At 71.1% G+C, this 26393-nt stretch carries 26 protein-coding genes; 16 read left to right on the top strand and 10 right to left on the bottom strand.

Translation table 11 applies throughout. The features are described from left to right. Positions 1-300 precede the first annotated feature (300 nt). Positions 301-1146 carry a DUF3558 domain-containing protein gene (locus IE134_RS24990; protein WP_098016677.1) on the bottom strand — a complete coding sequence of 282 codons (846 nt, stop codon included), beginning with the start codon at positions 1144-1146 and terminating at the stop codon, positions 301-303. A gap of 193 nt (positions 1147-1339) precedes the next feature. Further along, positions 1340-2209 carry a DUF3558 domain-containing protein gene (locus IE134_RS24985; RefSeq protein ID WP_189431784.1) on the bottom strand — a complete coding sequence of 290 codons (870 nt, stop codon included), beginning with the start codon at positions 2207-2209 and terminating at the stop codon, positions 1340-1342. Positions 2210-2381: 172 nt separating this feature from the next. Between IE134_RS24985 and IE134_RS24980 the strand changes: the two genes are divergently transcribed. Beyond that, positions 2382-3575: an RtcB family protein gene (locus tag IE134_RS24980; protein ID WP_030710887.1), complete on the top strand. Its 1194-nt coding sequence runs from the start codon at positions 2382-2384 to the stop codon at positions 3573-3575. A 52-nt stretch (positions 3576-3627) separates the two neighbouring features. On the opposite strand, the gene IE134_RS24975 is transcribed toward IE134_RS24980, so the two are convergent. From IE134_RS24975 to IE134_RS24965, 3 genes are all read right to left on the bottom strand, one after another. Beyond that, a complete protein-coding gene (locus IE134_RS24975) occupies positions 3628-4521 on the bottom strand; it encodes a hypothetical protein (RefSeq protein ID WP_189431782.1) in 894 nt (297 codons plus the stop codon). A 172-nt stretch (positions 4522-4693) separates the two neighbouring features. After that, on the bottom strand, positions 4694-5344 hold the full coding sequence (locus IE134_RS24970) for an HAD family hydrolase (RefSeq protein WP_032768208.1): 651 nt from the start codon (positions 5342-5344) through the stop codon (positions 4694-4696). Between the two features lie 76 nt (positions 5345-5420). Further along, positions 5421-6161, bottom strand: a complete 741-nt coding sequence (locus IE134_RS24965) for a GntR family transcriptional regulator (protein ID WP_030710884.1) — start codon at positions 6159-6161, stop codon at positions 5421-5423. Between the two features lie 344 nt (positions 6162-6505). Between IE134_RS24965 and IE134_RS24960 the strand changes: the two genes are divergently transcribed. Genes IE134_RS24960 through IE134_RS24940 form a run of 5 tightly spaced genes read left to right on the top strand, consistent with a single transcriptional unit; the run spans position 6506 to position 11558 of the window. Beyond that, on the top strand, positions 6506-7654 hold the full coding sequence (locus tag IE134_RS24960; protein ID WP_050513631.1) for an extracellular solute-binding protein: 1149 nt from the start codon (positions 6506-6508) through the stop codon (positions 7652-7654). 2 nt (positions 7655-7656) lie between these two features. Then, positions 7657-8616 (top strand): ABC transporter permease, encoded by a 960-nt coding sequence (locus tag IE134_RS24955; RefSeq protein ID WP_030710881.1) that lies wholly within the window; start codon positions 7657-7659, stop codon positions 8614-8616. Next, positions 8613-9470, top strand: coding sequence for an ABC transporter permease (locus IE134_RS24950; RefSeq protein ID WP_063837349.1), 858 nt, complete (start codon positions 8613-8615; stop codon positions 9468-9470). The genes IE134_RS24955 and IE134_RS24950 overlap by 4 nt, the downstream gene beginning before the upstream one ends. Next, positions 9467-10540: an ABC transporter ATP-binding protein gene (locus IE134_RS24945; RefSeq protein WP_189431780.1), complete on the top strand. Its 1074-nt coding sequence runs from the start codon at positions 9467-9469 to the stop codon at positions 10538-10540. Before IE134_RS24950 ends, IE134_RS24945 begins: the two co-directional genes overlap by 4 nt. Before the next feature lie 19 nt (positions 10541-10559). Then, complete coding sequence (locus IE134_RS24940) at positions 10560-11558, top strand: endonuclease/exonuclease/phosphatase family protein (protein ID WP_030710875.1); 999 nt, start codon at positions 10560-10562, stop codon at positions 11556-11558. A 74-nt stretch (positions 11559-11632) separates the two neighbouring features. On the opposite strand, the gene IE134_RS24935 is transcribed toward IE134_RS24940, so the two are convergent. Next, the gene (locus tag IE134_RS24935; protein ID WP_030710873.1) at positions 11633-12391 is read right to left on the bottom strand and encodes an SDR family NAD(P)-dependent oxidoreductase; all 759 of its coding nucleotides are present in this window, start codon (positions 12389-12391) and stop codon (positions 11633-11635) included. Between the two features lie 136 nt (positions 12392-12527). On the opposite strand from IE134_RS24935, the gene IE134_RS24930 reads away from it, so the two are divergent. Further along, positions 12528-13235 carry an AAA family ATPase gene (locus IE134_RS24930; protein WP_030710871.1) on the top strand — a complete coding sequence of 236 codons (708 nt, stop codon included), beginning with the start codon at positions 12528-12530 and terminating at the stop codon, positions 13233-13235. A 12-nt stretch (positions 13236-13247) separates the two neighbouring features. On the opposite strand, the gene IE134_RS24925 is transcribed toward IE134_RS24930, so the two are convergent. Together IE134_RS24925 and IE134_RS24920 are read right to left on the bottom strand one after the other, a co-directional pair. Beyond that, complete coding sequence (locus IE134_RS24925) at positions 13248-13982, bottom strand: Mut7-C RNAse domain-containing protein (RefSeq protein WP_098016671.1); 735 nt, start codon at positions 13980-13982, stop codon at positions 13248-13250. Positions 13983-14068: 86 nt separating this feature from the next. Continuing rightward, entirely contained in the window at positions 14069-14890 is an 822-nt protein-coding gene (locus tag IE134_RS24920) for an AraC family transcriptional regulator (RefSeq protein WP_098016699.1), read from the bottom strand. Positions 14891-14986: 96 nt separating this feature from the next. On the opposite strand from IE134_RS24920, the gene IE134_RS24915 reads away from it, so the two are divergent. Then, entirely contained in the window at positions 14987-15583 is a 597-nt protein-coding gene (locus IE134_RS24915) for a TIGR03086 family metal-binding protein (protein WP_189431778.1), read from the top strand. On the opposite strand, the gene IE134_RS24910 is transcribed toward IE134_RS24915, so the two are convergent. Both IE134_RS24910 and IE134_RS24905 read right to left on the bottom strand, forming a co-directional pair. Continuing rightward, positions 15498-15842, bottom strand: a complete 345-nt coding sequence (locus IE134_RS24910; RefSeq protein WP_098016670.1) for a hypothetical protein — start codon at positions 15840-15842, stop codon at positions 15498-15500. The genes IE134_RS24915 and IE134_RS24910 overlap by 86 nt on opposite strands. Before the next feature lie 180 nt (positions 15843-16022). Beyond that, positions 16023-16607: a hypothetical protein gene (locus IE134_RS24905; protein WP_073780093.1), complete on the bottom strand. Its 585-nt coding sequence runs from the start codon at positions 16605-16607 to the stop codon at positions 16023-16025. 296 nt (positions 16608-16903) lie between these two features. Between IE134_RS24905 and hemL the strand changes: the two genes are divergently transcribed. From hemL to ccsB, 8 genes are all read left to right on the top strand, one after another. Then, entirely contained in the window at positions 16904-18211 is a 1308-nt protein-coding gene (hemL, locus tag IE134_RS24900; protein WP_179887935.1) for a glutamate-1-semialdehyde 2,1-aminomutase, read from the top strand. Further along, the gene (locus IE134_RS24895; RefSeq protein WP_030710859.1) at positions 18208-18936 is read left to right on the top strand and encodes a histidine phosphatase family protein; all 729 of its coding nucleotides are present in this window, start codon (positions 18208-18210) and stop codon (positions 18934-18936) included. Before hemL ends, IE134_RS24895 begins: the two co-directional genes overlap by 4 nt. 226 nt (positions 18937-19162) lie before the next feature. After that, positions 19163-20512 (top strand): enterochelin esterase domain-containing protein, encoded by a 1350-nt coding sequence (locus IE134_RS24890; protein ID WP_098894073.1) that lies wholly within the window; start codon positions 19163-19165, stop codon positions 20510-20512. 241 nt (positions 20513-20753) lie between these two features. Further along, the gene (locus IE134_RS24885) at positions 20754-22010 is read left to right on the top strand and encodes a polysaccharide deacetylase family protein (protein ID WP_030710855.1); all 1257 of its coding nucleotides are present in this window, start codon (positions 20754-20756) and stop codon (positions 22008-22010) included. A 67-nt stretch (positions 22011-22077) separates the two neighbouring features. After that, positions 22078-22680: a TlpA family protein disulfide reductase gene (locus tag IE134_RS24880; protein WP_189431776.1), complete on the top strand. Its 603-nt coding sequence runs from the start codon at positions 22078-22080 to the stop codon at positions 22678-22680. Positions 22681-22684: 4 nt separating this feature from the next. Then, positions 22685-23467: a cytochrome c biogenesis CcdA family protein gene (locus tag IE134_RS24875; RefSeq protein WP_189431774.1), complete on the top strand. Its 783-nt coding sequence runs from the start codon at positions 22685-22687 to the stop codon at positions 23465-23467. Positions 23468-23472: 5 nt separating this feature from the next. Beyond that, a complete protein-coding gene (gene resB, locus IE134_RS24870; protein ID WP_189431773.1) occupies positions 23473-25272 on the top strand; it encodes a cytochrome c biogenesis protein ResB in 1800 nt (599 codons plus the stop codon). Then, a complete protein-coding gene (gene ccsB / locus IE134_RS24865) occupies positions 25269-26348 on the top strand; it encodes a c-type cytochrome biogenesis protein CcsB (RefSeq protein WP_030710847.1) in 1080 nt (359 codons plus the stop codon). The genes resB and ccsB overlap by 4 nt, the downstream gene beginning before the upstream one ends. The last annotated feature ends 45 nt before the right edge of the window (positions 26349-26393 follow it).

Genomic DNA, 26393 nt, shown 5'->3' with positions numbered 1-26393 from the left:
CGGCGATGACCACCGCACCCGCGACGACGACCCCGATGAGTATGCGGTGCGTGCGTGTCAGCTGCATCGCGGCCACCAGCGATCCCCTCCCCGACCTCGTACCCGAACCGACTTCCGTGCCCGGCTTCGTTGTTCACCTTCGGCGTTCAACCGGACGACCCACGTCCAGCGATGGCACAGCCTGGCACATGTGTACGAGTTTCGTTGCGCGGGGAGGGGGAAAGCCCGGCCTCCGAGGAGGTCCGGGCTTTCCAACGCACGTGCTGGACCTGCGGATTGGCGATCCGCGGGGCCGTCAGGTCACGACTTGGGCGTGGCCTTGGACTTGGGGCTGTCCCCGCTGCCGGCGTCACCCTTCGCGTCGGCGTCGTCCTTCTTCGTGTCCTCGGCGTCGGTCTTCGCGTCGCCCTTCGCCGGGGAGTCCTCGGAGCCGGCGGTCTTCCCGACCGCGGCGATCGCTTCCTTGGCCGCCTTCTGGGCGCCCTTGACGATGTCCGAGGAGGACGGGGTCTTCGCGCCCGCGTAGCCCGCGCCGTTGTACGTCAGGGTGACGACGACGTTGCCCGTCCGCGCCACGACGGTGGCGTACACGAAGTCCTCGTCCGTCTTGCTGAGGCCGTACGTGACGAGGGTCGCCTCCTCGCCGATCCCGGCAGCAGGCTCCGCGGCGGCCTTCTTGGCGCCCTCGGTCGCCTTCGTCTTGGTGACCTGTTTGGCGTAGTCCTCGGTGGCGCGCTTGGCGCCGCTGCCGAGCGCCTGGTCCGAGTCGAACCGGGTGAAGCCGACGTCCATCCAGTGGTACTGCGAGCCCTTGACGCCCTGGTCGTCCAGGCCGTTCCAGGAGCAGCTGCTGCGGACCGACAGGTCGGAGGACCCGCCCGCCGTGCCGCCCTTCTTCTTGGCCTCGGGGACCAGGTCCTCGATCGTCTTCTTCCCGATCGAGGTGCACGGGTCGGGAAGATCGGCGAACTTCGCCGGTTCGACGGTGGGCTCCGAGGGCTTGGAGCTGGCCGTGCCGGACGACGAGGAGCCCGCGTTCTTCTTGCCGTCGGAGCCGGAGTCCGACGAGCAGCCGACGGCTACGAGCATCACCGGTACGGCGGCGCAGGCGAGGATGCGGGACAGGCGCGGGGCAGATCGGTGCATGGTTCCTTCACTCGGATGGCACGGGGAGCTCTCGGTGCTGGAGGTCTCGGTTCGTGCGGTGTACGGGCGGGCTCGGTAGCGGGTCGGTACGTCTTCCGGACAGCCACGGTACGACGGGCGGCCGGTGTGCCGCGCCGCCGCCGAGAGCCCCCGGAGACCGGAGATCCGGCCGGTGGGGGCTCGTCGGAGGGGCCTATTCGCTGAGCGTCTCGGCCAGCTTCCGGGCCAGTGCCTGGGCCTTCTCCTGAAGTTCCCTGCCGTCGGGCACCTGGGTGATGAGGGCCGGCTGCTCGGCGTACCGGACGGTCACGACCACGTTCGATGTGCGGAACACCACGCTCACCGTGTGGTGCTGTGCGGGGGAACCTGCCTGTTTGGGCAGATCCTGCAGGAATGCGGCATCTCCCAGGTTGTCGAGGATGCGCGAGGGGAGGGCTTCCTCCGGGCTGCTGCTGCTTCCCGGGGTCCCGTCGGTGCTTCCACCGCTGCTTTCGGAGGGCGAGGGTTCGGCGGAACCCGTGGCGTCGGCGTCGGTGTCGGCGTCGGTCGGGTCCTCGGCCTTCCCGCTCCCCTCGCTCGTCTCGCTCTCCTCGCCCTTCTTGTCCTTCTCGTCGGGCGGCCCGGGGGGCGTCGAGGAGGACAGGCCGGCGGCCTTCTCCTTCTTCGCGTACACGGTGTCGGCGCGGTCGTCGTCGCTGACGGCGGGGTCGTACGAGACGACGCGCTCGAAGTCGACGGAGAGGCTCCGCGTCGCGCTCGGCGCGTCGGACTTCCAGCTGCAGCCGACCTTGCGGTCCGTGTCGTACGTGACGGCCGCCGAGCCCCGGAACACCTTGTCCTGCTGGTCCCCGGGCAGTTCCGCGGCGCCGGGCAGCAGATCCTTCAGCGTGGAGCGCGGCACGGCGCGGCAGGGGGCGGGCAGGGTCAGGTACTTCCCCGGGGGCGCGGGGGTGACCGTCGGGCTGCCCGCCTTGCTGTCGGCGCCGTTCGCGTTGCCGTCGGCGCCGGCGCTGCAGCCGACGACGAGCGCTGCGAGAAGCGCGACGCCGGGTACGTACGCCATGTGTCGCACCGTCCCAGGCTCCCTTCGGTACGGAAAACGAGTTGCCGCGCGAAGGCGGCCGATGGACACAATGTGTATCGCACGCGCTGCTGTGAATGCCGGTCGGCCGACGGGTTTGCCGACCTTGGCACCGGTTTTGCGCTTTCAGTCTTTTCGGGGGAATCGAGGAGTTATGTCGTACGTAGAGGTACCGGGGGCGAAGGTTCCCATCCGCATGTGGGCGGACCCCGCGTCGGTCGAGGACGTGGCGATGCAGCAGCTGCGCAACGTCTCCACGCTGCCGTGGATCAAGGGGCTGGCCGTCATGCCGGACGTCCACTTCGGCAAGGGGGCGACGGTCGGCTCGGTGATCGCGATGCAGGGCGCGGTGTGCCCGGCGGCGGTGGGGGTGGACATCGGCTGCGGGATGTCCGCCGTCAAGACGTCCCTCACCGCGAACGATCTTCCCGGCGACCTGTCACGGCTGCGTTCCAAGATCGAGCAGGCCATTCCGGTCGGCCGGGGGATGCACGACGACGTGGTGGACCCGGGGAGGCTGCACGGGTTCCCGACGGCGGGCTGGGACGACTTCTGGGGGCGGTTCGGGGGGATCGCGGAAGCGGTCAAGTTCCGTCAGGAACGTGCCACGAAGCAGATGGGGACGCTGGGCTCGGGCAACCACATGATCGAGTTCTGCCTCGACAGCGACGGGTCGGTGTGGCTGATGCTGCACTCCGGCTCCCGCAACATCGGCAAGGAACTCGCCGAGCACCACATCGGCATCGCCCAGAAGCTGCCGCACAACCAGGGCCTCGTCGACCGGGACCTGGCGGTCTTCGTCTCGGACACCCCGCAGATGGCCGACTACCGGAACGACCTCTACTGGGCGCAGGAGTACGCCAAGTACAACCGCGCGATCATGATGGCGCTCTTCAAGGACGTGGTCCGCCGGGAGTTCAAGAAGGCGAAGCCGGTCTTCGACCAGGAGATCTCCTGCCACCACAACTACGTGGCGGAGGAGCGGTACGACGGGGCGGACCTGCTCGTCACCCGTAAGGGAGCGATCCGCGCCGGTTCCGGGGAGTACGGGATCATCCCCGGCTCGATGGGCACCAGCTCCTACATCGTGAAGGGCCTCGGCAACGAGCAGGCGTTCAACTCGGCCTCGCACGGCGCCGGTCGCCGGATGAGCCGGAACGCGGCCAAGCGCCGGTTCACGGTGCGCGACCTGGAGGAGCAGACGCGGGGCGTGGAGTGCCGTAAGGACTCCGGCGTCCTGGACGAGATCCCGGCCGCGTACAAGCCGATCGAGCAGGTCATGGAGCAGCAGCGGGACCTGGTCGAGGTCGTCGCGAAGCTCAAGCAGGTCATCTGCATCAAGGGCTGAGGTGAGGGGCGCGCCGCGGGCAGCGGCGTGCCCCTCACGGTTCCGCGGACGCTCACGCGCCTGCGGGACCGCCCTCGGGGCGTCGCACCTTTCCGGTCTTCAGCCGCCACAGTCGTACGGAGCAGGAGGCTGAGCTGCGGCCCAGTTCGGCGGCCGCCGTCTCGGCGTCGTCATGGGCCAGCAGAGCGCGGTCCTCCCAGGGTTTCCAGCGTCGTCCGGGCGAGCGGACGGGCATGTCCGCCGGTCGTTCCCAGGACGCCAGGGCCGTGGCTGCCGTCTGCTTGCGGGCGAGGGACAGGCAGCCCGGGTAGTAGTGATGCCCGGCCAGCTGAACCGCCGCTTCCTTCGTGTAGACCACGTTGTAGATCCCGTCCCGCGCATTGCGTCCGATCTGCCGGGCGGAGCCCGTCACCGCCTTGGCGTACCTGCAGAGGTACGCGCCGACTGCGGCGCTCGCGGTGGTCAGCGAGACGAAGGGAAGGCCCTGTCCTGTGTGCCCGACCGAGCCGTCGGCGTCGATGACGCCCCGGAGGTAGTCGCGGCGGGAGAACTCCACCCGGGGCGGGGTGATCTTCCTCGACTTACGGCCGTAGGGAAGGCCCAGCCCGTTGACCGTGGCCCTGGCTTCCTGATCGCAGAGGGTCCAGATCGCCGAGTGGTGCTCCTCGGAGAAGTTCGTGGCCCGCACGCGTTCGGTGATGCTGCTGTTGTACGGGGTGAGGCGCTGGAACGCGCGCAGTACGGCGATGTCCCGGACGCTGATCTCCACCGTCAGGCGGCCTTTGTTGCCGGTGCCCTGTGCGAGGTGGCCGTCGGCCTGGAGGAAGCCGAACATGTAGGCGTAGTCGGGGCGTTGGAGATCCGTGAACGCCGGGGCCGGCGTTGGGGCGGGTGAGACATCTCCGAGTTCGAAGAGTGGGGGCGCGTTAGTGTCGTGCTCAGCCACGGGAAGCCCTACTTCCTGATGGTGAGGCCCTCGGTCGGGACGGCAATCCTGACCGAGGGCCGCGCTGTGTTTTGGCGCGACCGAGCCTAGGGAGCGGATTCGAGGGCAGGGCGGGCGATCCGGCCCGATCACCCGCACGAGTGATCGAGGGCAGTGGCGTGGGGCGCGGCTCCTACCCCACCGCGTCCGCCAGATCCGCCTCCGCCAGGGAGGCGACCAGGACCGTGCGCGGGCCCGGTTCGATGCCGGGGACCGACGGGACCGCGAGCAGGCGGCATCCCGCGGCCAGGGCGGCGGAGGCGCCCGTCGGGGTGTCCTCGACGGCCAGGCAGTCCTGTGGGGCCACCCCGAGCGCGGCCGCCGCCGCCAGGTACGGGTCGGGGTGCGGCTTTCCGCGCGGCGTCTCGCCCGAGGCGACCGAGGTGTCGAAGCGGTGCCGGCCCAGTGTGTCCAGCACCAGGTCGGCCACGTGCCGCTCGGACGCGGTCACCAGGGCCGTCGGTACGCCGAGGGCGCGCGCCCGGTCCAGGAGCCGGAGGGCGCCCGGCTGGACGGCCACCCCTGCCGCCACCCGTGCCGTGAACTCCTGGTCGAGCCGTGCGGCGGTCTCCGCCGGGGACAGTGCGGTGAGGCCGTCGCGTACGAGGCGGTCGGCCGCGTCGGCCACCGCGGCGCCCGCGAACGGGGCGAGGGTGCCCGCGCCGGCCGGGGAGCCCTGGGTCCGCAGGAAGCCGGCGACGGTGTCCAGCCAGGCGTGCTCGGTGTCGACGAGGGTGCCGTCCATGTCGCAGAGCAGGGCGGCGGGGCGGGGGAGCGGGGGCATGCGGGGCTCGCTGTTCCTGGGAGTGGCTGTTCCTGGCGTTGGGCTGTTCCTGGGGTGGGTGTGCGCCGTCCTGCCGTCAGTCCGCCGCCGTGCGGACCAACGGGTTGGCCTGCACCGAGTTGCGTACGGTGAACACGACCGAGCCGGGGCGGTAGCGGTCGTCCGAGGTCTCGACCGGGCGGCCCTCGGCCGTCGTCGTCGTGCGGCGCACCCTCAGCAGCGGGGAGCCGCGTCGGACGCCCAGCTCGCGGGCGTCCGTGGTGCCCGCGGCGACCGCGTCCAGGTGGTGTTCGCCGTGGCTCATGACCACGCCGGCTGTCTCGTACAGGCTCTGGGTGACCGACTCGCAGTCGTCCGGCAGCGCTTCGACGGCCGCCGCGGCCCACCCGGCGTACACCGTGCGTTCCAGGAGTGCCGCCTCGCCGTCCAGGGTGCGCAGCCGCAGGATGTGGAGGACCGTCTCGCCGGGTACGAGCTGGAGTTGGGCGGCCTGCGCCTCGGTCGCCTTCGCGCGGTGCGATCGGAGCACCAGGCCGCCGGGGGTGCGGTCGCCCGCCCTGGCCCACTGGGCGAAGCTGCGCAGCTCGGTGAAGCTCTGGCTGGGCGTGGTGGACAGGACCGTCCGGCGGGCGCCCTGCCGGGAGCCGATCAGGCCCTCCGACTGGAGGGTGCCGAAGGCCTGGCGGAGGGTGCCCCTGGACACCCCGTGGGCCAGGGCGAGTTCGGACTCGGACGGCAGCTCGGAGCCCACGGGGTGGGTGCCGTCGGCGATGGCGCGGCGCAGCTCCTCGGCGATCTGCTGGTGCCGTCGGGTCACGTCTCTCCTCGGGGAGTCGGGGGAGTCAGCGGACTTGGGGGAGTCACGGGGCGTCATGGGGCTTCGGGGTGGCGCGGGGGCGGATGGCCCGGGGCGATCATGTCATTCGCGCGAGGGGTTCCGCATCTTCCGGACTGCGCGCAATCAAGGTCCCCATCGAAGAGCGAACCCTGCGTCTTACCAGTTTGGGGGAAGGTAAACCTACGTCTTCATAACGCTTCTGACCTGCACTTTTTCCAGCCCGAAACCTTTACCTGCCGGTTGCCTGGCTGCTAGCTTCGGCTGGCTTACTGACGATGGCTTGTCCATACAGGTGGCTTGCCGCAGACCCAGGAGTACGCATCGTGAAGGCACACCATCCCCGCCGCGTCCTGACCGCCGCGGCCCTCGTCGGCCTCACCGCCCTGGTGGCCACCGGATGCGGCTCCGCACCCGACAACGCCGGCGGGCAGAACAGCAAGGCGGCGAAGGCGGAGTCGGCGGCGGACCTCGGCGGTATGGAGAAGCTCGTCGCGGCGGCGGAGAAGGAGGGCGAGCTCAACGTCTACGCCCTCGCGCCGGACTGGGCCAACTACGGTGAGATGATCGCGGCGTTCGAGAAGAAGTACGCCATCGAGGTCAACAACGAGGACCCGGGCGGCAGCAGCCAGGGCGCGCTGAACGCGGCGGCCAAGCGCAAGGGCCAGGCCCGGGCCGTGGACGCCCTGGACCTCGGGACCTCGTACATGCAGGACGCCAAGAAGCAGGGCCTGCTCGCTCCGTACCGGGTCGCGGGCTGGGACGGCATCCCGGACGCGCAGAAGCAGCCGGACGCCTCCTTCATGAACAACTACGGCGGCTACATCTCCATCGGCTGCGACGCCAAGGCCGTGAAGAACTGCCCGGAGACCTTCAAGGACCTCCTCAAGCCGGAGTACCGGAACAAGGTCGCGCTCAACGGCGACCCGACCGAGTCCAGTTCGGCGCTGGCGGCGGTCGTCGCCGCCTCGCTGGCCAGCGGCGGCTCCCTCGACGACGCGCAGCCGGGGCTCGACTTCTTCCAGGAGCTGAAGAAGAAGGGCAACTTCGTTCCCGCGAAGTCCACGCTCGCCACCATCCAGCAGGGCGAGACGCCGATCTCGATCGACTGGGACTACCTCAACCTCGGCTACGGCGAGAAGCTGAAGCCCAAGGGCGTCGACTGGCAGGTCGCGGTGCCCGCCGACGGGCTGTACTCCCGCTACTACAACCAGGGCGTCAACAAGCACGCCCCGCACCCGGCCGCCGCCCGCCTGTGGCTGGAGTTCGTCTACAGCCCCGAGGGCCAGAACATCTGGCTGAAGGGCTTCTCGCGCCCGGCGCTCCTCGACGCGATGCAGAAGGACGGCACCGCCGACAAGGCCGCCGTCGCCGCGATCCCCGAGGTCGACGGGGTGCCCGAGGAGCCGACCGTGGAGCAGGAGGCGAAGGCCAAGGAGACCGTCGTCCAGGGCTGGGGCAAGGCGGTCAGCTGACCATGCCCGACCAGACCGCACTTCCCGCCCCCGCCGCGGGCCCTGTGCCCGTGGCGGGCGCGGCGGCCCCCGTGCCGCCCGCACCGGATGCCCGGGGCGGCGGCGCCCCTCGCCGCCGTGGCGCGCGGCCCCACCGGTGGCCCGTCGTCGTCCCGTTCTTCGCGTTCCTCGCGGTGTGCTTCGGGCTGCCCGCCGGAACCATGGTGTACGGGGCGTTCACCGTCCTGGACCCGGAGAGCGGTGCGAGCCGCTTCTCCACGGAGAACGTCAGCGGTTCGCTCTCCGGCGCGTACGCCACCGGGCTCACCGGGAGCGTCGAACTCTCCCTGTTCACCGCTCTGTTGGCGACCGTGATCGGCACCCTGATCGCCCAGGCCGTCGTCACCTCGCCGCGGCCGGCGCTGCGCGGGATCGTCGTCTCCGCGAGCGGGGTCCTCGCCAACTTCTCCGGTGCGCCGCTCGCCTTCGCGTTCATCGCGACGCTCGGCACGACCGGCACGGTCACCCAGCTGTTCCACCTGGACCGGACCGGCTTCAGCCTCTACAGCTTCACCGGCCTGGTGCTGGCCTACCTCTACTTCATGGTCCCGCTGATGGTGGTGACCGTGCTGCCCGCGCTCGACGGGCTGCGCTCCCAGTGGCAGGAGGCCGCCGCGTCCTGCGGGGCGACCCGGGGGCAGTACTGGCGGCACGTCGGGATCCCGGTGCTGACGCCGTCGCTGCTCGGCGGCGCGGTGCTGATGTTCGGCACGGCGTTCGCCTCGCACGCCACCGCGGCCGTGATGGTCGGCTCCTCGCAGCCGCTGATCACCATCCAGATCGCCAACGCCCTCAACGGCAACGTCCTGGTGGGCCAGGAGAACCTGGCCCTCGCCATGAGCCTCAACATGGTCGTGATCGCGCTGCTCGTGATGGCCGTACAGATACCGCTGCAGCGCAGGAGTGCCCGATGGCTCGGATGAAGTTCACCTCGCGGGCCGTCGTCCTGCCGCTGGCCGCGCTGTACTTCCTGGTCCCCATCGGCGCCTCGGTCTGGTTCAGCGTCAACGAGGTCGAGGGCATCAGCTTCGACGCGTACACCCAGGGGCTCGGCACCGAGGGGCTGACCACCAGCCTGATGCTTTCGGTACGCCTGGGCCTGGCCACCATCGTCTGCGGGCTGCTCCTGATGGTGCCGACCCTGGTCGCGGTCGCGCTCTATCTGCCGGGGCTGCGCCGGACCGTCGAGATCCTGTGCATGATGCCGCTGGTCGTCCCGCCGATCGCGCTGGTCGCGGGCGTCACGACGGTGCTGTCCTGGGAACAGGACCTGGCGGACACGCCCTTCTACATGACCTTCCAGATGCTGCGGGACGAGAACTTCCCGCTGGTCCTGGTCCTCGTCTACACGGTGATGTCCCTGCCGTTCCTGTACCGCTCGCTGGACGCCGGGCTGCGCGCCGTCGATCTGCGCACGCTCGTCGAGGCCGCCCGCAGCCTGGGCGCGTCCCGGCTCCAGACCCTGTGGCAGGTGATCGTGCCGAACCTGCGGACCGCCGTGGTGGGCGGCGCGGTCCTCAGCCTGGCCATGGTGCTCGGCGAGTACACCGTCGCCTCCGTGCTCTCCTACCGCCCGTTCTCCGTCTGGATGGTGGAGATCAAGGACTCCGAGGCGCAGCTCTCGGTGGCGGCCGCGATGCTGAGCCTGCTGATCACCTGGGGGCTGCTGCTCCTGCTCACGACTCTGGCGGGCGGCCGCAGCCGTCGCCGCACGCCCCTGAACTCCGGCAGCGAGAAACGCGAGAGCCGCGACAACCGAAAGAAGACCGTGTCATGACCGTCTCCGTGCATCTCAAGAATCTCCGCCGGGAGTTCGGCTCCACGGTCGCCCTCGACGGACTCGACCTGGACATCGCCCCCGGCGAACTGGTCGCCCTGCTCGGCCCGTCCGGCTGCGGCAAGACGACCGCGCTGCGCATCGTCGCGGGCTTCGAGACCGCGGACGGCGGCGAACTGCTCATGGACGGCGAGGACGTCACCTCCGTCCCCGCCAACCGCCGTGACATCGGCATGGTGTTCCAGTCGTACAGCCTGTTCCCGAATATGACGGCCGCCGAGAACATCGCGTACGGCCTGCGGGTACGGGGCCGGGGCACCGCAGAACGCAAGACACGGGCAGGGGAGTTGCTGGAGCTGGTCGGGCTGCCCGGCCGCGAGGGCCACTACCCGCACCAGCTCTCCGGCGGACAGCAGCAGCGCGTCGCCCTCGCCCGGGCCCTGGCGATCTCGCCCAAGGTGCTGCTGCTGGACGAGCCGCTGTCGGCGCTCGACGCCAAGGTGCGGCTCACGCTCCGCGAGGAGATCCGGCGAATCCAGCTGGAGTTGGGCATCACCACCGTCTTCGTCACCCATGACCAGGAGGAGGCGCTGTCGATGGCGGACCGCGTCGCCGTGATGAAGGACGGGCGGCTCGAACAGTGCGCCGCGCCCGGCGAGTTGTACGACCGCCCGGCCACGCCGTTCGTCGCCGAGTTCGTCGGCACCATGAACCGGCTGCCGGGCACGGTCCAGGACGGCGGGGTCGTCGAGCTGTTCGGGCGCAGGCTGCCCATCCATGGCGAGCGGCCCGCCGTCGGCGCCGAGGTCGACGTCCTGCTGCGCCCCGAGGGGCTGGCGGTGGGCGCCGCCGACGACGGTGCGGGCGCTCCCGCGACCGTACGGGTGGCGACCTTCCTCGGCGCGACCACCCGGCTGCACCTGACCACCGATTCCGGAGCCGCGTGCAAGGCCGACCTGCCCAGCTGGGAGGCGACAGCGCTGGCCCCGGGAGCCCGCTGCATGATCACCCCGCACGAGAACCCCGTGCTCGTCGCCGAGCGAGCCGGTGCCCCGTCCCTCAAGGTGTAAGTGAAGGAGTGAGCAACCAGTGAGCGCCAAGCGTCGTGTGTTCCTGTCCGCCACCGGAGCGGTGGTCGCCCTCGCCGCGACCGCGGCCGTCGCGGTCGCCGGTCCCGAGGCGAAGCCCGACGGGCCGTCCGAGTCGCCGAAGCCCGGAAAGCCGGCCGCCGCGAGCGAGCTGCGCGTCATGACCCTGAACCTGTGGCACGGCGGTGCCAAGGTCGACGACGGGCTGGCCAAGCAGCTCGCCGTCATCAAGAAGCACCGGCCCGACGTGGTCGGCCTCCAGGAGACCTCCGGCCACTCCGCGAAGGAGATCGCGGAGGAACTCGGCTGGGACCACTGGCAGTCCGATGCCGACCTGGGCATCATCAGCCGCTTCCCGTTCACCTCCGAGGTCGAGACCAGCCAGGCCGCGGCGGGCGTCCGCATCCGGATCGACGAGGCCACCGGCCAGGAGGTCGAGCTCTGGACGGCGCACCTCGGCTACGACCCGTACGGCCCGTACGACGCCTGCTTCGACGGGATGGCCGTGGAGGACATCTTCCAGCGGGAGGCCCAGTCCGGCCGTACCCCGCAGGCCGAGGCCATCGCCAAGGACCTCGCGCCGAAGATCGCCGCCGCCGACGAGACGCCGGTGCTGCTGGTCGGCGACTTCAACACGCCCTCGCACCTGGACTGGACCGAGGCGACCAAGGACAGCCACTGCGGTTACGGGCAGGTGGACTGGCCGGTCACCAAGATCTTCGAGGGCGCCGGTCTGAAGGACTCCTTCCGGGAGGCCAACCCGGACCCGGCGGCCGTGCCCGGCACCACCTGGTCGCCCGTCTACCCGAAGCACGAGGGCTCCACGGGCGTCGACGAGCCGCAGGACCGGATCGACTTCATCGACTACGCGGGCGACAAGCTCACGGTGAAGGACTCGGTGTCCTTCGTCGAGGGCGACCCGAAGCCGGTGCCGGACCAGGCCGGCAACGCGTGGCCGACGGACCACGCGGCGGTGCTGACGACGTTCACGGTGGGCTGAGGCCGAGGCGCGGCCGAGAGGGGCCCGGGACCGGTACGCCGGTCCCGGGCCCCTCCGCTCACCGGCTCAGCGGCTCACAGCGTCCGGTGGACCTTCGTGTTGGAGGCCTGGGCGCGCGGGCGGACCACCAGCAGGTCGATGTTGACGTGGCTGGGCCGGGTGACGGCCCAGCCGATCGTGTCGGCCACGTCCTCGGCGGTCAGCGGGGCGTCGACGCCCGCGTAGACCTTGGCGGCCTTCTCGGTGTCGCCGCGGAAGCGTGTGGTGGCGAACTCCTCGGTCCTGACCATGCCGGGGGCCACCTCGATGACGCGGACCGGGGTGCCGACGATCTCCAGGCGGAGGGTCTCGGCGAGGACGTGCTCGCCGTGCTTGGCCGCGACGTAACCCCCGCCGCCCTCGTACGAGGAGAGCGCGGCGGTCGAGGAGAGGATCACGATCGTGCCGTCGCCGCTCGCGGTGAGCGCGGGCAGCAGGGCCTGGGTGACGTTGAGCGTGCCGATCACGTTCGTCTCGTACATCTGCCGCCAGTCGGCGGGGTCGCCGGTCGCCACCGGGTCGGCCCCGAGCGCCCCGCCCGCGTTGTTGACGAGGACGGCGAGGGAGCGGAAGGCGGTCGCGAACTCGTCGACCGCCGCCCGGTCGGTGACGTCCAGCGCGTACGCCGTCGCCTGGTGACCGGCGTCGGTGAGCTCGGCGGCCAGCGCCTCGATGCGGTCCTTGCGGCGGGCGGTCAGCACGACCCGGAAGCCTTCGGCGGCCAGCGTACGGGCGGTCGCGGCGCCGATGCCGCTGCTCGCGCCGGTGACGACGGCGATGGGGGTGGCGGCCATGGCGGATCTCTCTCCTCGGACTGCTGATGTGGATCGGACTGCTGATGCGGACTGCTGACGCGGAACGCTGATCGGGTACGGGCCAAGGATAGGCAGGCGCCTCCGGGAGGGCCGCCGGCCCCGTCATCATGGGCAGGTGATCGTTGAACGCGCCTACGCCCATGTGTACGACCCCGACCCGGACACCTGGCCGTGGACCGTGCCCGGTGTGCGGCAGTTCCTCGCCGAGGGGCTGCGGTTCCGGGCCCCGGTGACCTTCCTCGTCGGCGAGAACGGCTCGGGGAAGTCGACGCTGGTCGAGGCCCTGGCGGAGGGGTTCGGGCTGGACTCGTACGGCGGCTCCGCCGGCTGGAAGTACGCCACCTCGCGGGGCAAGTCCGTGCTCGGGGAGCGCGTCCGCTTCGACGCCGCGCCCCGGGGGCGGCGGATGATCGGCAGCCGGACCGCGCGCAAGGGGTTCTTCCTGCGCGCGGAGACCGCCCTCGACGCGCTGGAGCGGGAGAGCCTGGATCCGGACTCCCGCAGCCACGGGGAGGGGTTCCTCGCCGCGTTCCGGGAGAAGTTCACCGTGCCGGGGCTCTACGTCCTGGACGAGCCCGAGGCCGCGCTCTCCTTCGCCTCGTGCCTCGAACTTCTGGGCCATCTCGACCAGTTGGTCAAGGCGGGCGGCCAAGTGGTGTGCGCCACCCACTCACCGCTGCTCACCGCGCTGCCGGGCGCCGACATCGTGCAGCTGGGGGAGGGCGGCATGGAGCGGGTGCACTGGGCGGACCTGGAGCTCGTCGACCACTGGCGCCGCTACCTCGCCGACCCGCAGGCCTATCTGCGGCACATCCTCGGCTGAGCGCCCCCGGCTCTACGCCGGGGTGCCGCCGAACTCGCGGACCGCCTCGGACACGATCGTCTCCAGATGGCCGTGGTGGGCGCCGCGCCAGTACACCCGGGAGCACTCCGTGCACTGGGCGAACACGTCGTACGCCTCCTGCGTGCCGTGCTCCAGCAGTCCGCTCACGGAGTCCTTGGCGGCCCCGGCCAGGGTCCCGTTGCACGCGGTGCAGCGGGACCACGGGTCCAGGGCCGGGGCGAAGCGGCCGAGGACGTCGCGGAGCTGCTCCTTGGGGCGGTCGCTGTAGACGTACGCCCCCGCCCAGAGCTCGCGGCGGCGCAGCAGCCCGCGGTCCCGGGAGAGCAGGACCCGCCGCTCGCGCGCGGAGAGGGCGGCCAGGGCGGGGTCGCCGATGTCCTCGCTCTCGTACGCCGCGTCGACGCCCAGGAGCCGCAGCCGTCGGGCCAGGGTGCCGAGGTGGACGTCGAGGAGGAAGCGCAGGGGTGCGCCGGGGACCCGCTGGGGGCGTTCCACCGCGCGTACGTCGACGTGTTCGCCGTGGCCCGGCACGTGCGAGCGGGCCACCGGGGCGCCGTTCACCAGCAGCGTTCCGGCCTCGGTGAGCGGGACGCCGAGGGACTCGATGACATGGCCGAGGGTCGAGACGCCGTCCGTGACGAGGGGCGTGGGCCCGCCGCGACGGTCGTGCGGGACGAAGAGCCGCAGCTCAGGGGCTACGTCGAGGGTGATCTCGGGTCCGTTCACCCGGTCAGGATGCCACCGGGGCGGGACGGCCTGCCAGGGATTTGGCCGGGGTGCGGCGGGGCGCGCGGGTGTGCGTCCTGGCCGGTTCAGTGCGGTGCGAACGCCGTCGGGGGTACGCCCACCGTCGCGGTGAAGTCGCGCACCAGGTGGGCCTGGTCGCTGTAGCCGAGGTCGGCGGCGAGCCGCGCCCAGTCGACCTCCGGGCCGGATTCGGCGGCCTCCAGTGCCTCGTGGATGCGGTAGCGGAGGATGACCCACTTGGGGCCGACGCCGACGTACGCCGCGAACAGCCGTTGCAGGGAGCGGGCGGAGAGCCCGGTGTCCCGGGCGAGCCCGTCCACCCGGCGGACCGTGCGGTCCGTGCGCACCCGGTCGACGGCGGCCGTCGCGAGAGCCGCCCGGGGATCGGGGCGCGGCTCCAGCGCCAGCAGGAAGGCGTCCAGCGCCGCGACGCGCGCGTCCTCGTCGTCCGGGCCGAGGACGGCGTCGACGGGCGGCGGCAGCCGCAGCACCTCGGCGGCGTCGGCGCGCCGCCCGGTCCAGTCGGAGACCGGGCGCCCGGGGGCGAACGGGCGGAAGCCGCCGGGCCGGAACTGCACCCCGCAGACCCGGCCGCGCCCGGCCAGCTTCCGGGTGAAGAGCCCGGGGTCGACGCCCGCCACCTCGGCGTACCCGGAACGCTCCCGGGGGCTGTCCCCGGCCTCGTACCGCTGGCAGACCAGGTTCACCGACGGGTGCGGGACGACATGGGCGGCGTACGGCTCGGCGAGGTCCCAGTCGATCAGCCAGTAGTGCTCCAGGTACGGGCGGAGCGCGGCGGCGGGCTCGCGGCGGCGGAAGCGGACGTGCGCGAAGAGGTCCGGGGCGTCGACGATGCCTCGGGTGTCGCGGCGCGGTCCGGCAGCCATGACCATGATTTTAGTGGGGCTCCGATGTCAGTGCGGCTCCGGACGGCTGTCGTGTTTCTTCAAGACGCGGGCGGCGGGGCGGCGCAGGGTGGGGGCATGACTCAGACGATCGGTGAACTGCTGGAGACCGCCGCGGCCCGGGCCCTGCCCGTGGTCCGGGGGATCGACGACGCGCGGCTGGGCGACCGTACGCCCTGCGCCGAGTACGACGTACGGGCGCTGCTGAACCACCTGTTCCTGGTGGTCGTGAACTTCCAGGCCCTCGCGGCCCGCGAGGACGTGGATTTCACGCAGGAGCCGGACTTCGTGGCGGACGGCGACTGGCGGGGCAGGTTCGGTGACGAGACGGCCCGGCTGGTGGAGGCGTGGAGCGTGCCGGGGGCCGAGGAGGGCACGACGGGGCAGATGGGGCTGCCGGCCCGGACGGTGGGGCTCATGGTGCTCGGCGACCTGACCGTGCACGCCTGGGACTTGGCCCGGGCGACCGGCGGGGACTTCGTGCCGGAGCGGAGCGTGCTGGACGAGGTGGGCCCGGGACTGGCGGCGATGGCTCCGCAGGCCCGGGAGATGAAGGTGTTCGGCGACCCGTTCCCGGTGCCGGAGAGCGCTACGGCTTTTGAACGGCTGCTGGCGGTGACGGGGCGCGATCCGGGGTGGACGCGGGGCGGAACGGCCCGGCCGGCCGGGAGCTGAGCGCGGCGGGCGGGCCGTCGGGGCCCGGAGCGGACGAGGCGGCCGGGGCGTCGTAGAGGGGGCCGAGCGCGGCGTACGCGTCGTCGACGATCTCCTCGGCCAGCAGCAGCATGTCCTGCTCGGCCAGCCGGGCCGCCCGGTGGGTGTACGGGGACGGTGGCGCCGGATGCCTGCGGCGCCACCAGCAGTCGCAGGCGGCGTAGATGCCGCCGCCGAAGACGAGCACGGGGATGGACAGGGCCAGCAGAACGTCGCCCACGGCGGACCTCCTCGATGGGTCGGTGTCCTGTCCATCGGCGCGCGGGGCGGGTCGGCTGAAGACCTGCCGTCGGCCAAATCTCCCGTGGTTCTGGCTGGAATTTGACCGGATGTGTGCACGTGGGTGCGTCTGTTTGAACGCTTCGACCGGCTGTGCGGCCGGGCTTGGGTGATCCGCGGATCAGGGCCAGACCAGGCAGTACGCCTGATGTCCCGCGTCGTGCAGGCGGTGGGAGAAGTCCTGCCACTCGTGGAGCAGCTGGTAGACGTTGAACGCGTCGCGCGGGCCGCCGCGGTCGGGGACCGTGGACCAGATGAAGGCCGCCGCGCCGACCGACTCCTCGCCGACGCCGCGCAGCGGGTCGACGACGGTCATCGGGAGCTTGACCACGGCGTAGTCGGGGTGGAGGACGACCAGTTCCAGCGGGGGGACCTTGTGCAGGGGTATGCCCTGGATGCCGGTGAGGACCATGGCGGCCACGGTCTCCGGCTTGATCTTGGTGAACATGCCGCCCATGCCCAGCTCGTCACCGCCGAGCTCCTCCGGGCGCATCGAGATGGGCACCCGTGCGGCGGTGGCGCCGTCCGGCGCGCCGAAGTACTTGTACGTCACCCCCATCCCGCCCCCGCTCCTGGTCCCGGGGGGCGGCGTACTCTCCGCGCCCCTGCTCTGTGCGCGCTCGGCCCTGCGCCGGTGCCGCCCTCGCCGGGCAGGCTCGGGCCCCAGGTCGTCGGTCCCTTCGCCCACTCCGCCACCGCGATGCATATCTCATCCACCCGACTACTTCTTAGGAGACACAGCCCCCGCCGCGCAACCCGATCATCGTGTCAGTGACCTCCCCCGCGGGCGTGCGGTGAAACACCTGTCCGCAAAGACCGTCCGTGCCTCTGACACCATGGCATGGGTGAGCTTTCCCTATGACGCCCCAGTTTCGCAGACGTGAGAGCGCTGACGCTCTTTCGTGATACGAGGGGAGCGCCCTCCCTGCTCACCGGTGGCCGAGATTGTTTGGGATTTCCCGGCCCGGCCCCCCGACACCCGAATCGCAGATCAGGACCAAAGTGGCGTATTCATACGAAGCCCCAGTTTCGCAGTCGCTGTTCGACCGGGCGTCCGTCGTGACGCCCGGCGGCGTGAACTCTCCCGTGCGTGCCTTCCGGGCCGTGGGCGGTACGCCCCGGTTCATGGTCTCCGGCGCCGGTCCGTACCTCACCGACGCCGACGGCCGTGAGTACGTCGACCTCGTCTGCTCGTGGGGGCCGATGATTCTCGGCCACTCTCACCCCGAGGTCATCGCCGCCGTCCAGGAGGCGGTCTCCCGGGGGACCTCCTTCGGTACGCCGGGTGAGGGCGAGGTCGCGCTCGCCGAGGAGATCGTGGCGCGGATCGAGCCCGTCGAGCAGGTGCGCCTGGTCTCCTCCGGCACCGAGGCGACCATGTCGGCGATCCGGCTGGCCCGCGGCTTCACGGGCCGGGCCAAGGTCGTGAAGTTCGCCGGCTGCTACCACGGCCACGTGGACGCGCTGCTGGCCGCCGCCGGGTCGGGCGTGGCCACCTTCGGGCTGCCCGACACCCCCGGGGTCACGGGCGCCACGGCCGGGGACACCGTCGTGCTGCCGTACAACGACCTGGACGCCGTGCGGGCCGCCTTCGCCGCGCACCCGGGCGAGATCGCCTGCGTGATCACCGAGGCCTCGCCCGGCAACATGGGCGTCGTCCCGCCGGCGGAGGGCTTCAACGCCGGGCTCAAGGAGCTGTGCGCGGCCAACGGCGCGCTGTACATCTCCGACGAGGTCATGACGGGCTTCCGTACGTCGAAGGCCGGCTGGTACGGCGTCGACGGCGTCCGCCCCGACCTGATGACCTTCGGCAAGGTGATGGGCGGCGGCTTCCCCGCCGCGGCCTTCGGCGGCCGCGGCGACGTGATGGCGCACCTGGCCCCGGCCGGTCCGGTCTACCAGGCGGGCACCCTCTCCGGGAACCCGGTCGCCACCGCCGCCGGGCTCGCCCAGCTGCGGCTGCTGGACGACGCTGCGTACGCGAAGATCGACGCGGTATCCGCCGAGCTGCGCTCCCTGGTGGGCGACGCGCTCACCAAGGAGGGCGTCGCGCACACGGTGTCCGCCGCGAGCAACATGTTCTCCGTCTTCTTCACCGACCGGCCGGTGCGCGACTACGAGGACGCCAAGAAGCAGGACGTCTTCCGCTTCACCGCGTTCTTCCACTCCATGCTGGAGCAGGGCGTCTACCTGCCGCCCTCGGCGTTCGAGTCCTGGTTCGTCTCCACGGCCCACGACGAGCGGGCCGTCGAGCGCATCGCCGCCGCCCTGCCCGCGGCCGCCCGTGCGGCGTCGGAGGCCACCGCATGAGCGAGAAGGCCCCCAACCCCGAAAGCGTCGACCGCGACGAGCAGTTGACCGTGGTGCACGTGGTCCGGCACGGCGAGGTGCACAACCCGGACGGCGTGCTCTACGGCCGCCGCCCCGGCTACCACCTCTCCGACCTGGGCCGGAAGATGGCCGACCGGGTCGCCGAGCACCTGGAGAAGCGCGACATCACCCATGTCGTCGCCTCCCCGCTGGAGCGCGCCCAGGAGACCGCCGACCCCATCGCGCAGGCGCACGGCCTGGACCTGGCGACCGACGCCCGGCTGATCGAGGCCGCCAACGTCTTCGAGGGCAAGACCTTCGGCGTCGGCGACGGCGCGCTGCGCAAGCCGGACAACTGGAAGCACCTCACCAACCCGTTCAAGCCGTCCTGGGGCGAGCCGTACATCGAGCAGGTCGTCCGGATGATGGGCGCGATCGACACGGCGCGGGACGCGGCGCGCGGGCACGAGGCGGTCTGCGTCAGCCACCAGCTGCCGATCTGGATCCTGCGGTCCTTCGTGGAGCGCCGCCGCCTGTGGCACGACCCGCGCAAGCGGCAGTGCACGCTGGCCTCGCTGACCAGCTTCACCTACCGGGGCGACAAGATCGTCTCGGTCGGCTACTCGGAGCCGGCCCGGGACCTGGTGCCCGTGCATCTGCTGGCCGGGGCCAAGCCGGTGAAGGGGAAGGCCGCGAAGGGCCAGTCGAAGGCGTTCGGGGCGTAGTCGACGCCGGACGGGACGACGACAGGACGAGACGGACGAGACGTACGGGACCGGCTGCCGCACACCGCGGCGGGCGGTCCCGTCCCTTTTCCCGCACCAGCTAACGGTGAGTTAGGTTAGGCTAAGCTAACTCACCCCAGGCGGGCAGGCCGACGGCCTGCCGGGCCCTGCTGGTTCCCGTGGGGCTCGTCGTGGTCACGGACGCCTGCGACGAAACGGTGGAACGATGATCCGTACTGCGGCGGACGCCGCCCCCCGCCCGGCCACCGGCCCCCGGATAGCCCGGCTCGCCCGGCAGCTCGAAGCCGCCCGGGACGCCGCCGCCCGTACCGCCCTGACCGAGGCGTTCTGGGGCGAGGCCGCCCGCACCGGCACCCCGCTCGTCGAAACGCTCGACGACGCACCGGAACACCGCGCCGTCACCTTCCTCTGGCGCGGCCACCGGGCGACCCGCCAGGTCCTCCTGATGGCGACCGGCATCGGCGACCGCGACCGGCCGGCCGAGAGCCTCCTCCACCACCTCCCGGGCACCGACATCTGGTACCTCGGCTACCGGCTGCGCGCCGACCACCGCGGGTCCTACCGCCTGGTGGCCGACATCTCGCCCGGCCCCGCGCCCGCCGATCCCGTACGGCTCCAGCGGCGGCTGACCGGGCTGATGGCGCACGGGGTGGCCGACCCGCTCAACCCCCGCCGCCTGCCGGTCCGCTGGCGCGCGGTGGAGAGTTCGGTGTTTGCCCTCCCGGAGGCCCCGCCCCAGCCGTGGGCTGGCCGCCGGGACGACATCCGGCGGGGGACCGTCGAGCGGCACACCGTCACCGGCCGCACCCTGGGCGGGGAGCGCGAGGTCTGGACGTACCTCCCACCGGAAGGCGTGGATCTCCCGCCGAAAGGGGCGGACGACGGCGACGGTGGCCCGCTGCCGGTGCTCGTGCTCGGCGACGGCGACATGTGGTTCGGGCGGCTCGGCTTCAAGGACACCCTGGACGCCCTGATCGCCGACGGGGCCCTCCCGCCGATCGTCGTCCTCTCCCCGGACGCCGTCGACGCGGCGACCCGGCGGCGGGACCTGGGCGGGCGGGAGGCGTTCGCCGCCTTCCTCGCCGAGGAGCTGCTGCCCTGGGCGCGCGCCCGGTGGCCGCTGACCGACGACGCGGACCGGACCGTCGTCGCCGGGCAGGGGTCCGGCGGGACGGCGGCGCTGTACGCCGGCCTCACCCGGCCCGACCGCTTCGGCCGGGTCCTCGCCCAGTCGCCCTCGCCCGGCGGGCATCCCGAGGACGGGACGTACGGCGACGGGAGCGCGATGCCCGGCTCCGGGCAGCGGGCGTACGGAGACGAGGGGCCGGACCCCGCCCCCGTCGTCCACCTCGGCCTCGGCCTGCACGACGGTCCCGCTTCGGCCGAGCACGGCGAGGCCCTCATCCGGGCGTTGCGCGCCCGGGGGCACCGGGTCCACCGCACGGTCCACAACGGCGGCCGGGACCACGCCTGCTGGCAGGGGCTGCTCACCGAGGCCCTGGTGGAGACCTTCCGGGAGGAGCGGCCGGCGAACGGCCTCCGCGTCCGCGCATGAGTTCGACAGGGCGGGGAAGCCGACCCGTCGGCCGGTGGCAGAACTGCGGAGGGTCGTTCCCGCGTCCCCCTCCAGGAGTGCCCGTGAGGGCGTGCGAGAGCCGTACGGGCGTCTCGTCGCGACCGGAAGGTAAAGCGTAAAGAAAGTCCCCAAATGCACGGAACCGACGTGTTACGCGCCTCATCTAACCCTTCAGCAGTTTGTATGGGCTTGAGATAAAACGACCGCAGATGGGGACGGTATGCGCGACATCAATCGAAGGGGCCTGCTCGGCGCAGGGCTCGGGGCCGCAGCCGCGATCGGACTCGCCGGCTGTGGCACCTCGGGCTCCTCCGGTGACGGAGGGTCCCACCAGGGTGGCAAGGGCGACGCCGGCACCGGAGGCAACGGCAGCGGAAACGGTTCGCCGAAGAACAAGGTCCGGCTGATCGGTGACGGCTCGACGGCCGACACCGGCAAGCAGCCCCACCAGCCCGAGGCCCCCGTCCCGCTCGAACCCGGCCAGAAGCCGCCGCAGTTCGTGATCTTTTCCTGGGACGGTGCGGGCGAGGTCGGCAACGGGCTCTTCCCGCGCTTTCTCGAACTCGCCAAGGAACACGACGCGGCGATGACGTTCTTCCTCTCCGGGATCTATCTGCTGCCCGAGTCGAAGAAGTCCCTCTACCGTCCGCCGAACAACCCCCGCGGCGCCTCCGACATCGGCTATCTCACCGATGATCACGTCAAGGACACACTGAAGTACGTACGTCAGGCGTGGCTGGACGGCCATGAGATCGGCACCCACTTCAACGGGCATTTCTGCGGCGGTTCCGGATCCGTGGAGCGCTGGACCCCGGCCCAATGGCACAGCGAGATCAATCAGGCTGTGTCGTTCGTCACGGAATGGCGGACCAACACCGGCTGGGAGAACGAGGAACCGCTTCCGTTCGACTATCGCAAGGAACTGGTCGGCGGCCGCACCCCCTGTCTCCTCGGCCAGGACAATCTCCTGCCGACCGCGAGCAAGCTGGGCTGGCGCTACGACGCCAGCTCGCCCGGCGGCCGCCAGACCTGGCCCGTGAAGCGCGGCGGCGTCTGGGATCTGCCGCTGCAGGCGATGCCGTTCCCCGGCCACTCCTTCGAGGTCCTCTCGATGGACTACAACATCCTCGCCAACCAGTCGCAGAATTCGACCAAGGGCATGCCCTCGCGCTATCCGGGCTGGCGCAAGCAGGCCACCGACGCCTATCTCGCGGGATTCCAGCGCGCCTACGAGTCGAATCGCGCGCCGTTCTACATCGGCAACCACTTCGAGGAGTGGAACGGCGGCATCTATATGGACGCCGTGGAAGAAGTGATCAAGAAGGTCGCGGACAAGGACGACGTCCGTCTCGTCTCGTTCCGGCAGTACGTCGACTGGCTCGACGCCCAGGATCCCGCCGTGCTCGCCAAGCTCCGGACGCTGGAGGTCGGACAGGCGCCCGCGGGCGGCTGGAACTCCTTCTTTAAACAGGCTTGACAAGGGGCTTTACGGGCACCGAGGGGGGCGCGCAGATCCCCGGAAACTGCCATGCGAAACTTTTCACATGAGCTTTGGCCGCGCGTCCCGACGCCGCTTCACCCTGCTCGCCGCCACCGCCGTGGCCGGTGCCCTCACGCTGTCCGCGTGCGGCGACGGCAACAAGGCCGGGGGTGGCGGCAACACCAACTTCATCACCGGCAAGGGGGGCGTCTCCACCGTCGCGAAGGCGGACCGGGTGGCCGCGCCGAAGCTCGACGGCACCAGCCTGGAGGGCAAGACGCTCGACCTCGCCGACTACCAGGGCAAGGTCGTCGTGCTCAACGTCTGGGGCTCCTGGTGCGGCCCCTGCCGGCTGGAGGCGAAGTACTTCGCGCAGGTCTCCGAGGCGACGAAGGCGAAGGGCGTCCAGTTCGTCGGGATAAACACCCGGGACCCCGAGCGGGACAAGGCGATCAACTTCGAGAAGGACTACGGGGTGAAGTACCCCAGCTTCTACGACCCGATCGGCAAGCTCATCCTCCGCTTCCCCAAGGGCACCCTGAACCCGAAGGCCATCCCGTCCACCGTGGTCATCGACCGGGACGGGAAGATCGCGGCCCGCACGCTCCAGGCGCTGAACGGCGACGAGCTGCGCGAGATGATCGACCCGATCATCGCGGAGAAGTGATCCGGTGATCCCCCTCGCCGCCCACCACGAGACCGTCACGCTGGCCGCGTACAACGACACCGTCGTGTCCGGGGCCCTGCTGTTCGCTCTGCCGCTCGCCCTGCTGGCCGGTCTCGTCTCCTTCTTCTCGCCGTGCGTCCTGCCGCTGGTGCCCGGCTATCTGAGTTACGTCACCGGGGTCAGCGGCACCGACCTGGCCGACGCACGCCGGGGCCGGGTGGTGGCCGGCGCCTCGCTGTTCGTCCTCGGCTTCACCGTGGTGTTCGCCTCCACCGGCGCGCTCTTCGGCTACTTCGGCAACGAACTCCAGATGCACGCCGAGGTGCTCAACAAGGTCCTCGGCGGCCTGATGATCCTCATGGGCGTCTTCTTCATGGGGCTCCTGCCGGGCGTGACGCAGCGCGAGTTCCGCTTCCACAAACGCCCGGTGGCCGGACTGGCCGGAGCACCGCTGCTCGGTGCCCTCTTCGGGATCGGCTGGACGCCGTGCATCGGTCCGACGCTCTCCTCGGTGCTGTTCCTCTCCGCCGAGAGCGCCACCGCCGGACGCGGCGCGATACTGACCGTCGCGTACTGTCTCGGACTCGGTGTCCCGTTCGTCCTCGCCGCCGTCGCCTTCCGCAAGGCGCTCGGCGCGTTCGGCTGGGTCAAGCGCCACTACGCATGGGTGATGCGGATCGGCGGCGGCATGATGATCGTGACCGGAATCCTGCTGCTGACCGGCGTGTGGGCCACGCTCATGCAGCAGATGCAGAGCTGGTCCAGCGGCTTCGTTGTAGGGATCTGAGTCCAATGAGCAAGGCGAACAGCACCAGCACGCGGCAGCGCGAGGAGGAGGACGAGCAGGGCTCCGCCCACGGCGCGGCCGGCGAACAGCTCTCCACCGCGCCCCGCGAGGAGCGCCCCGACACCGGGGCGGGCGTCCCCGCGATGAGCGTGATCGGCTGGGTGCGCTGGTTCTGGCGTCAGCTCACCTCGATGCGGGTGGCGCTGATCCTGCTCTTCCTGCTCTCCCTCGGGGCGATCCCGGGATCACTGATCCCGCAGACCAGCGTCGACGACATGAAGGTGCAGGCCTTCAAGGAGCGGCACACCACGCTCACCCCGATCTACGAGGCGCTCCAGCTCTTCGACGTCTACAGCTCGGTGTGGTTCTCCGCGATCTACATCCTGCTGTTCGTCTCGCTCATCGGCTGCATCGTCCCGCGCACCGGCCAGTTCGTCGGCCAGCTCCGCAGCCGCCCGCCGGGCGCGCCGAAGCGGCTGACCCGGCTGCCCGCGTACACCACGTGGCGCACGGAGGCCGCGCCCGAGGAGGTCCGGGCAACGGCTCTCAGGCTCCTGCGGGGGCGGCGCTTCCGCGGCCACGAGGTGGGCGACGCGGTCGCCGCCGAGAAGGGCTACCTCCGCGAGGCCGGGAACCTGGTCTTCCACATCGCCCTGATCGTGATGCTGGTCGCCTTCGCCTCCGGCCAGCTCTTCAAGTCCGAGGGCGGCAAGCTGGTCGTCGAGGGCGACGGCTTCTCCAACACGCTCACCCAGTACGACAACTTCAAGTCGGGCTCGCTCTACGACTCCGACTCGCTGGCCCCGTTCAGCTTCGTCCTCGACGACTTCGTCGGTACGTACGAGAAGAGCGGCCCGCAGCGCGGCACCCCGCGCACCTTCGAGGCCCGGGTGACGTACGCCGAGGGGGCCGAGGGCACGGAGCGCAAGGGCGTCATCAAGGTCAACGAACCGCTCGTCGTGGACGGCACCAAGGTCTATCTGATCGCCCACGGTTACGCGCCCGTCGTCACCGTCCGGGACGGCAAGGGCAAGGTCGTCTCGAAGTCCGCCGTGCCGCTCCTGCCGATCGACAACAACATCACCTCGTCCGGCGCGATCAAGGTGATGGACGGCTACAAGGACAAGGACGGCAAGAAGACCCAGCTGGGCTTCAAGGCGTTCTTCGTGCCGACCTTCGCCGGTCACGGCAAGGGCCAGATGTTCTCGCAGTTCCCGGCGCTGGACTTCCCCGTGCTGGCGCTCAGCGCCTACCAGGGTTCGCTCGGCGTCGACTCCGGGCTCGCGCAGAACGTCTACCAGCTCGACACGTCCAAGATGAAGGAGTTCAAGGACAAGGACGGCGAGCTGCTCAAGAAGATGCTGATGCCCGGCGAGAAGCTGGACCTGCCCGACGGCGCCGGTTCCATCACCTACGAGGGCACCGAGGAGTGGGCCAGCTTCCAGATCTCCCAGCAGCCGGGCAACGGCTGGGCGCTCGGCGGAGCGATCGCCGCCATCGCCGGACTCGCCGGATCGCTGTTCATCCAGCGCCGCCGGGTCTGGGTGCGGGCGGTCCGGGGCGCCGACGGCGTCACGGTCGTGGAGATGGCGGGCCTGGGCCGCAGCGAGTCCGCGAAGCTCCCCGAGGAACTGGGCGACCTGTCGGCCGCCCTCGTCACGACGGCGCCCGTCGCGCCCGCCGCGCCGGAGGAACCGGACGCGGCGGACACGCCGGACGGGTCCGCCGGGACCGATGCCACCAACGAGGCCGGGAGCCGGCCCGTACACCCTGCCGAAGCACCTGCCGAAGGGGCTGAGAAGTGAATCTCGCCGCCGCAACCAACGAGAGCCTGGCCGAAGCCAGCAACGTGCTGATCTATTCGTCGATGGCCGTCTACACCCTCGCGTTCTTCGCGCACATCGCGGAGTGGGTCTTCGGCAGCCGCAGCAAGGTCGGCCGCACCGCCGCCGCGCTGTCCACCTCCCCGGCCAAGGCCTCCGCCGCCCCCGCGGTGAAGGCGCAGGCCGGTGGCACGGCCGTGCTGGAGCGGCCCGAGGTCATCACCCGGTCCGCCGCCGGTACGCGTGACGTGCCCGACGGCCCGGGTGCGGCGGGCGGCACGTTCAAGGGTGACCTGTACGGCCGGATCGCGGTCTCGCTGACCGTGGTCGCCTTCCTCGTCGAGGCGGGCGGGGTCATCACCCGCGCCCTGTCCGTGCAGCGGGCCCCCTGGGCCAACATGTACGAGTTCTCCATCACCTTCTCCACGGTGGCGGTCGGCTCCTACCTGGTGCTGCTCGCGCTGAAGAAGAACGTCCGCTGGATCGGCCTCCCGCTGGTCACCACCGTCCTGCTGGACCTCGGTATCGCGGTCACCACGCTCTACACCGACAGCGACCAGCTGGTGCCCGCCCTGCACTCGTACTGGCTGTGGATCCACGTCTCGACCGCGATCCTCTGCGGCGCCGTCTTCTACCTCGGCGCGGTCGGCACGATCCTCTACCTCTTCCGCGACAGCTACGAGAACAAGCTCGCCTCCGGCGGCACGCCCGGGAAGTTCGCGTCCTCGGTCATGGAGCGGCTGCCCTCGGCGTCCTCGCTGGACAAGTTCGCGTACCGGATCAACGCGGCCGTCTTCCCGCTGTGGACGTTCACGATCATCGCGGGGGCGATCTGGGCGGGCGACGCCTGGGGCCGGTACTGGGGCTGGGACCCCAAGGAGGTCTGGTCCTTCATCACCTGGGTCGCCTACGCCGCCTATCTGCACGCCCGCGCCACCGCGGGGTGGAAGGGCCGCAAGGCCGCCTACCTGGCGCTCCTCGCCTTCGCCTGCTGGCTGTTCAACTACTACGGCGTGAACATCTTCGTCTCCGGCCTGCACTCCTACGCGGGAGTCTGAGCAAGCCCGACCGGACACGCAACGGCTCCCCGGACGGATTCTCGT

The sequence above is a fragment of the Streptomyces rubiginosohelvolus genome, assembly GCF_014649875.1.
GTDB lineage: Bacteria > Actinomycetota > Actinomycetes > Streptomycetales > Streptomycetaceae > Streptomyces > Streptomyces rubiginosohelvolus.
This window is presented reverse-complemented; position numbering and strand designations above follow the sequence as displayed.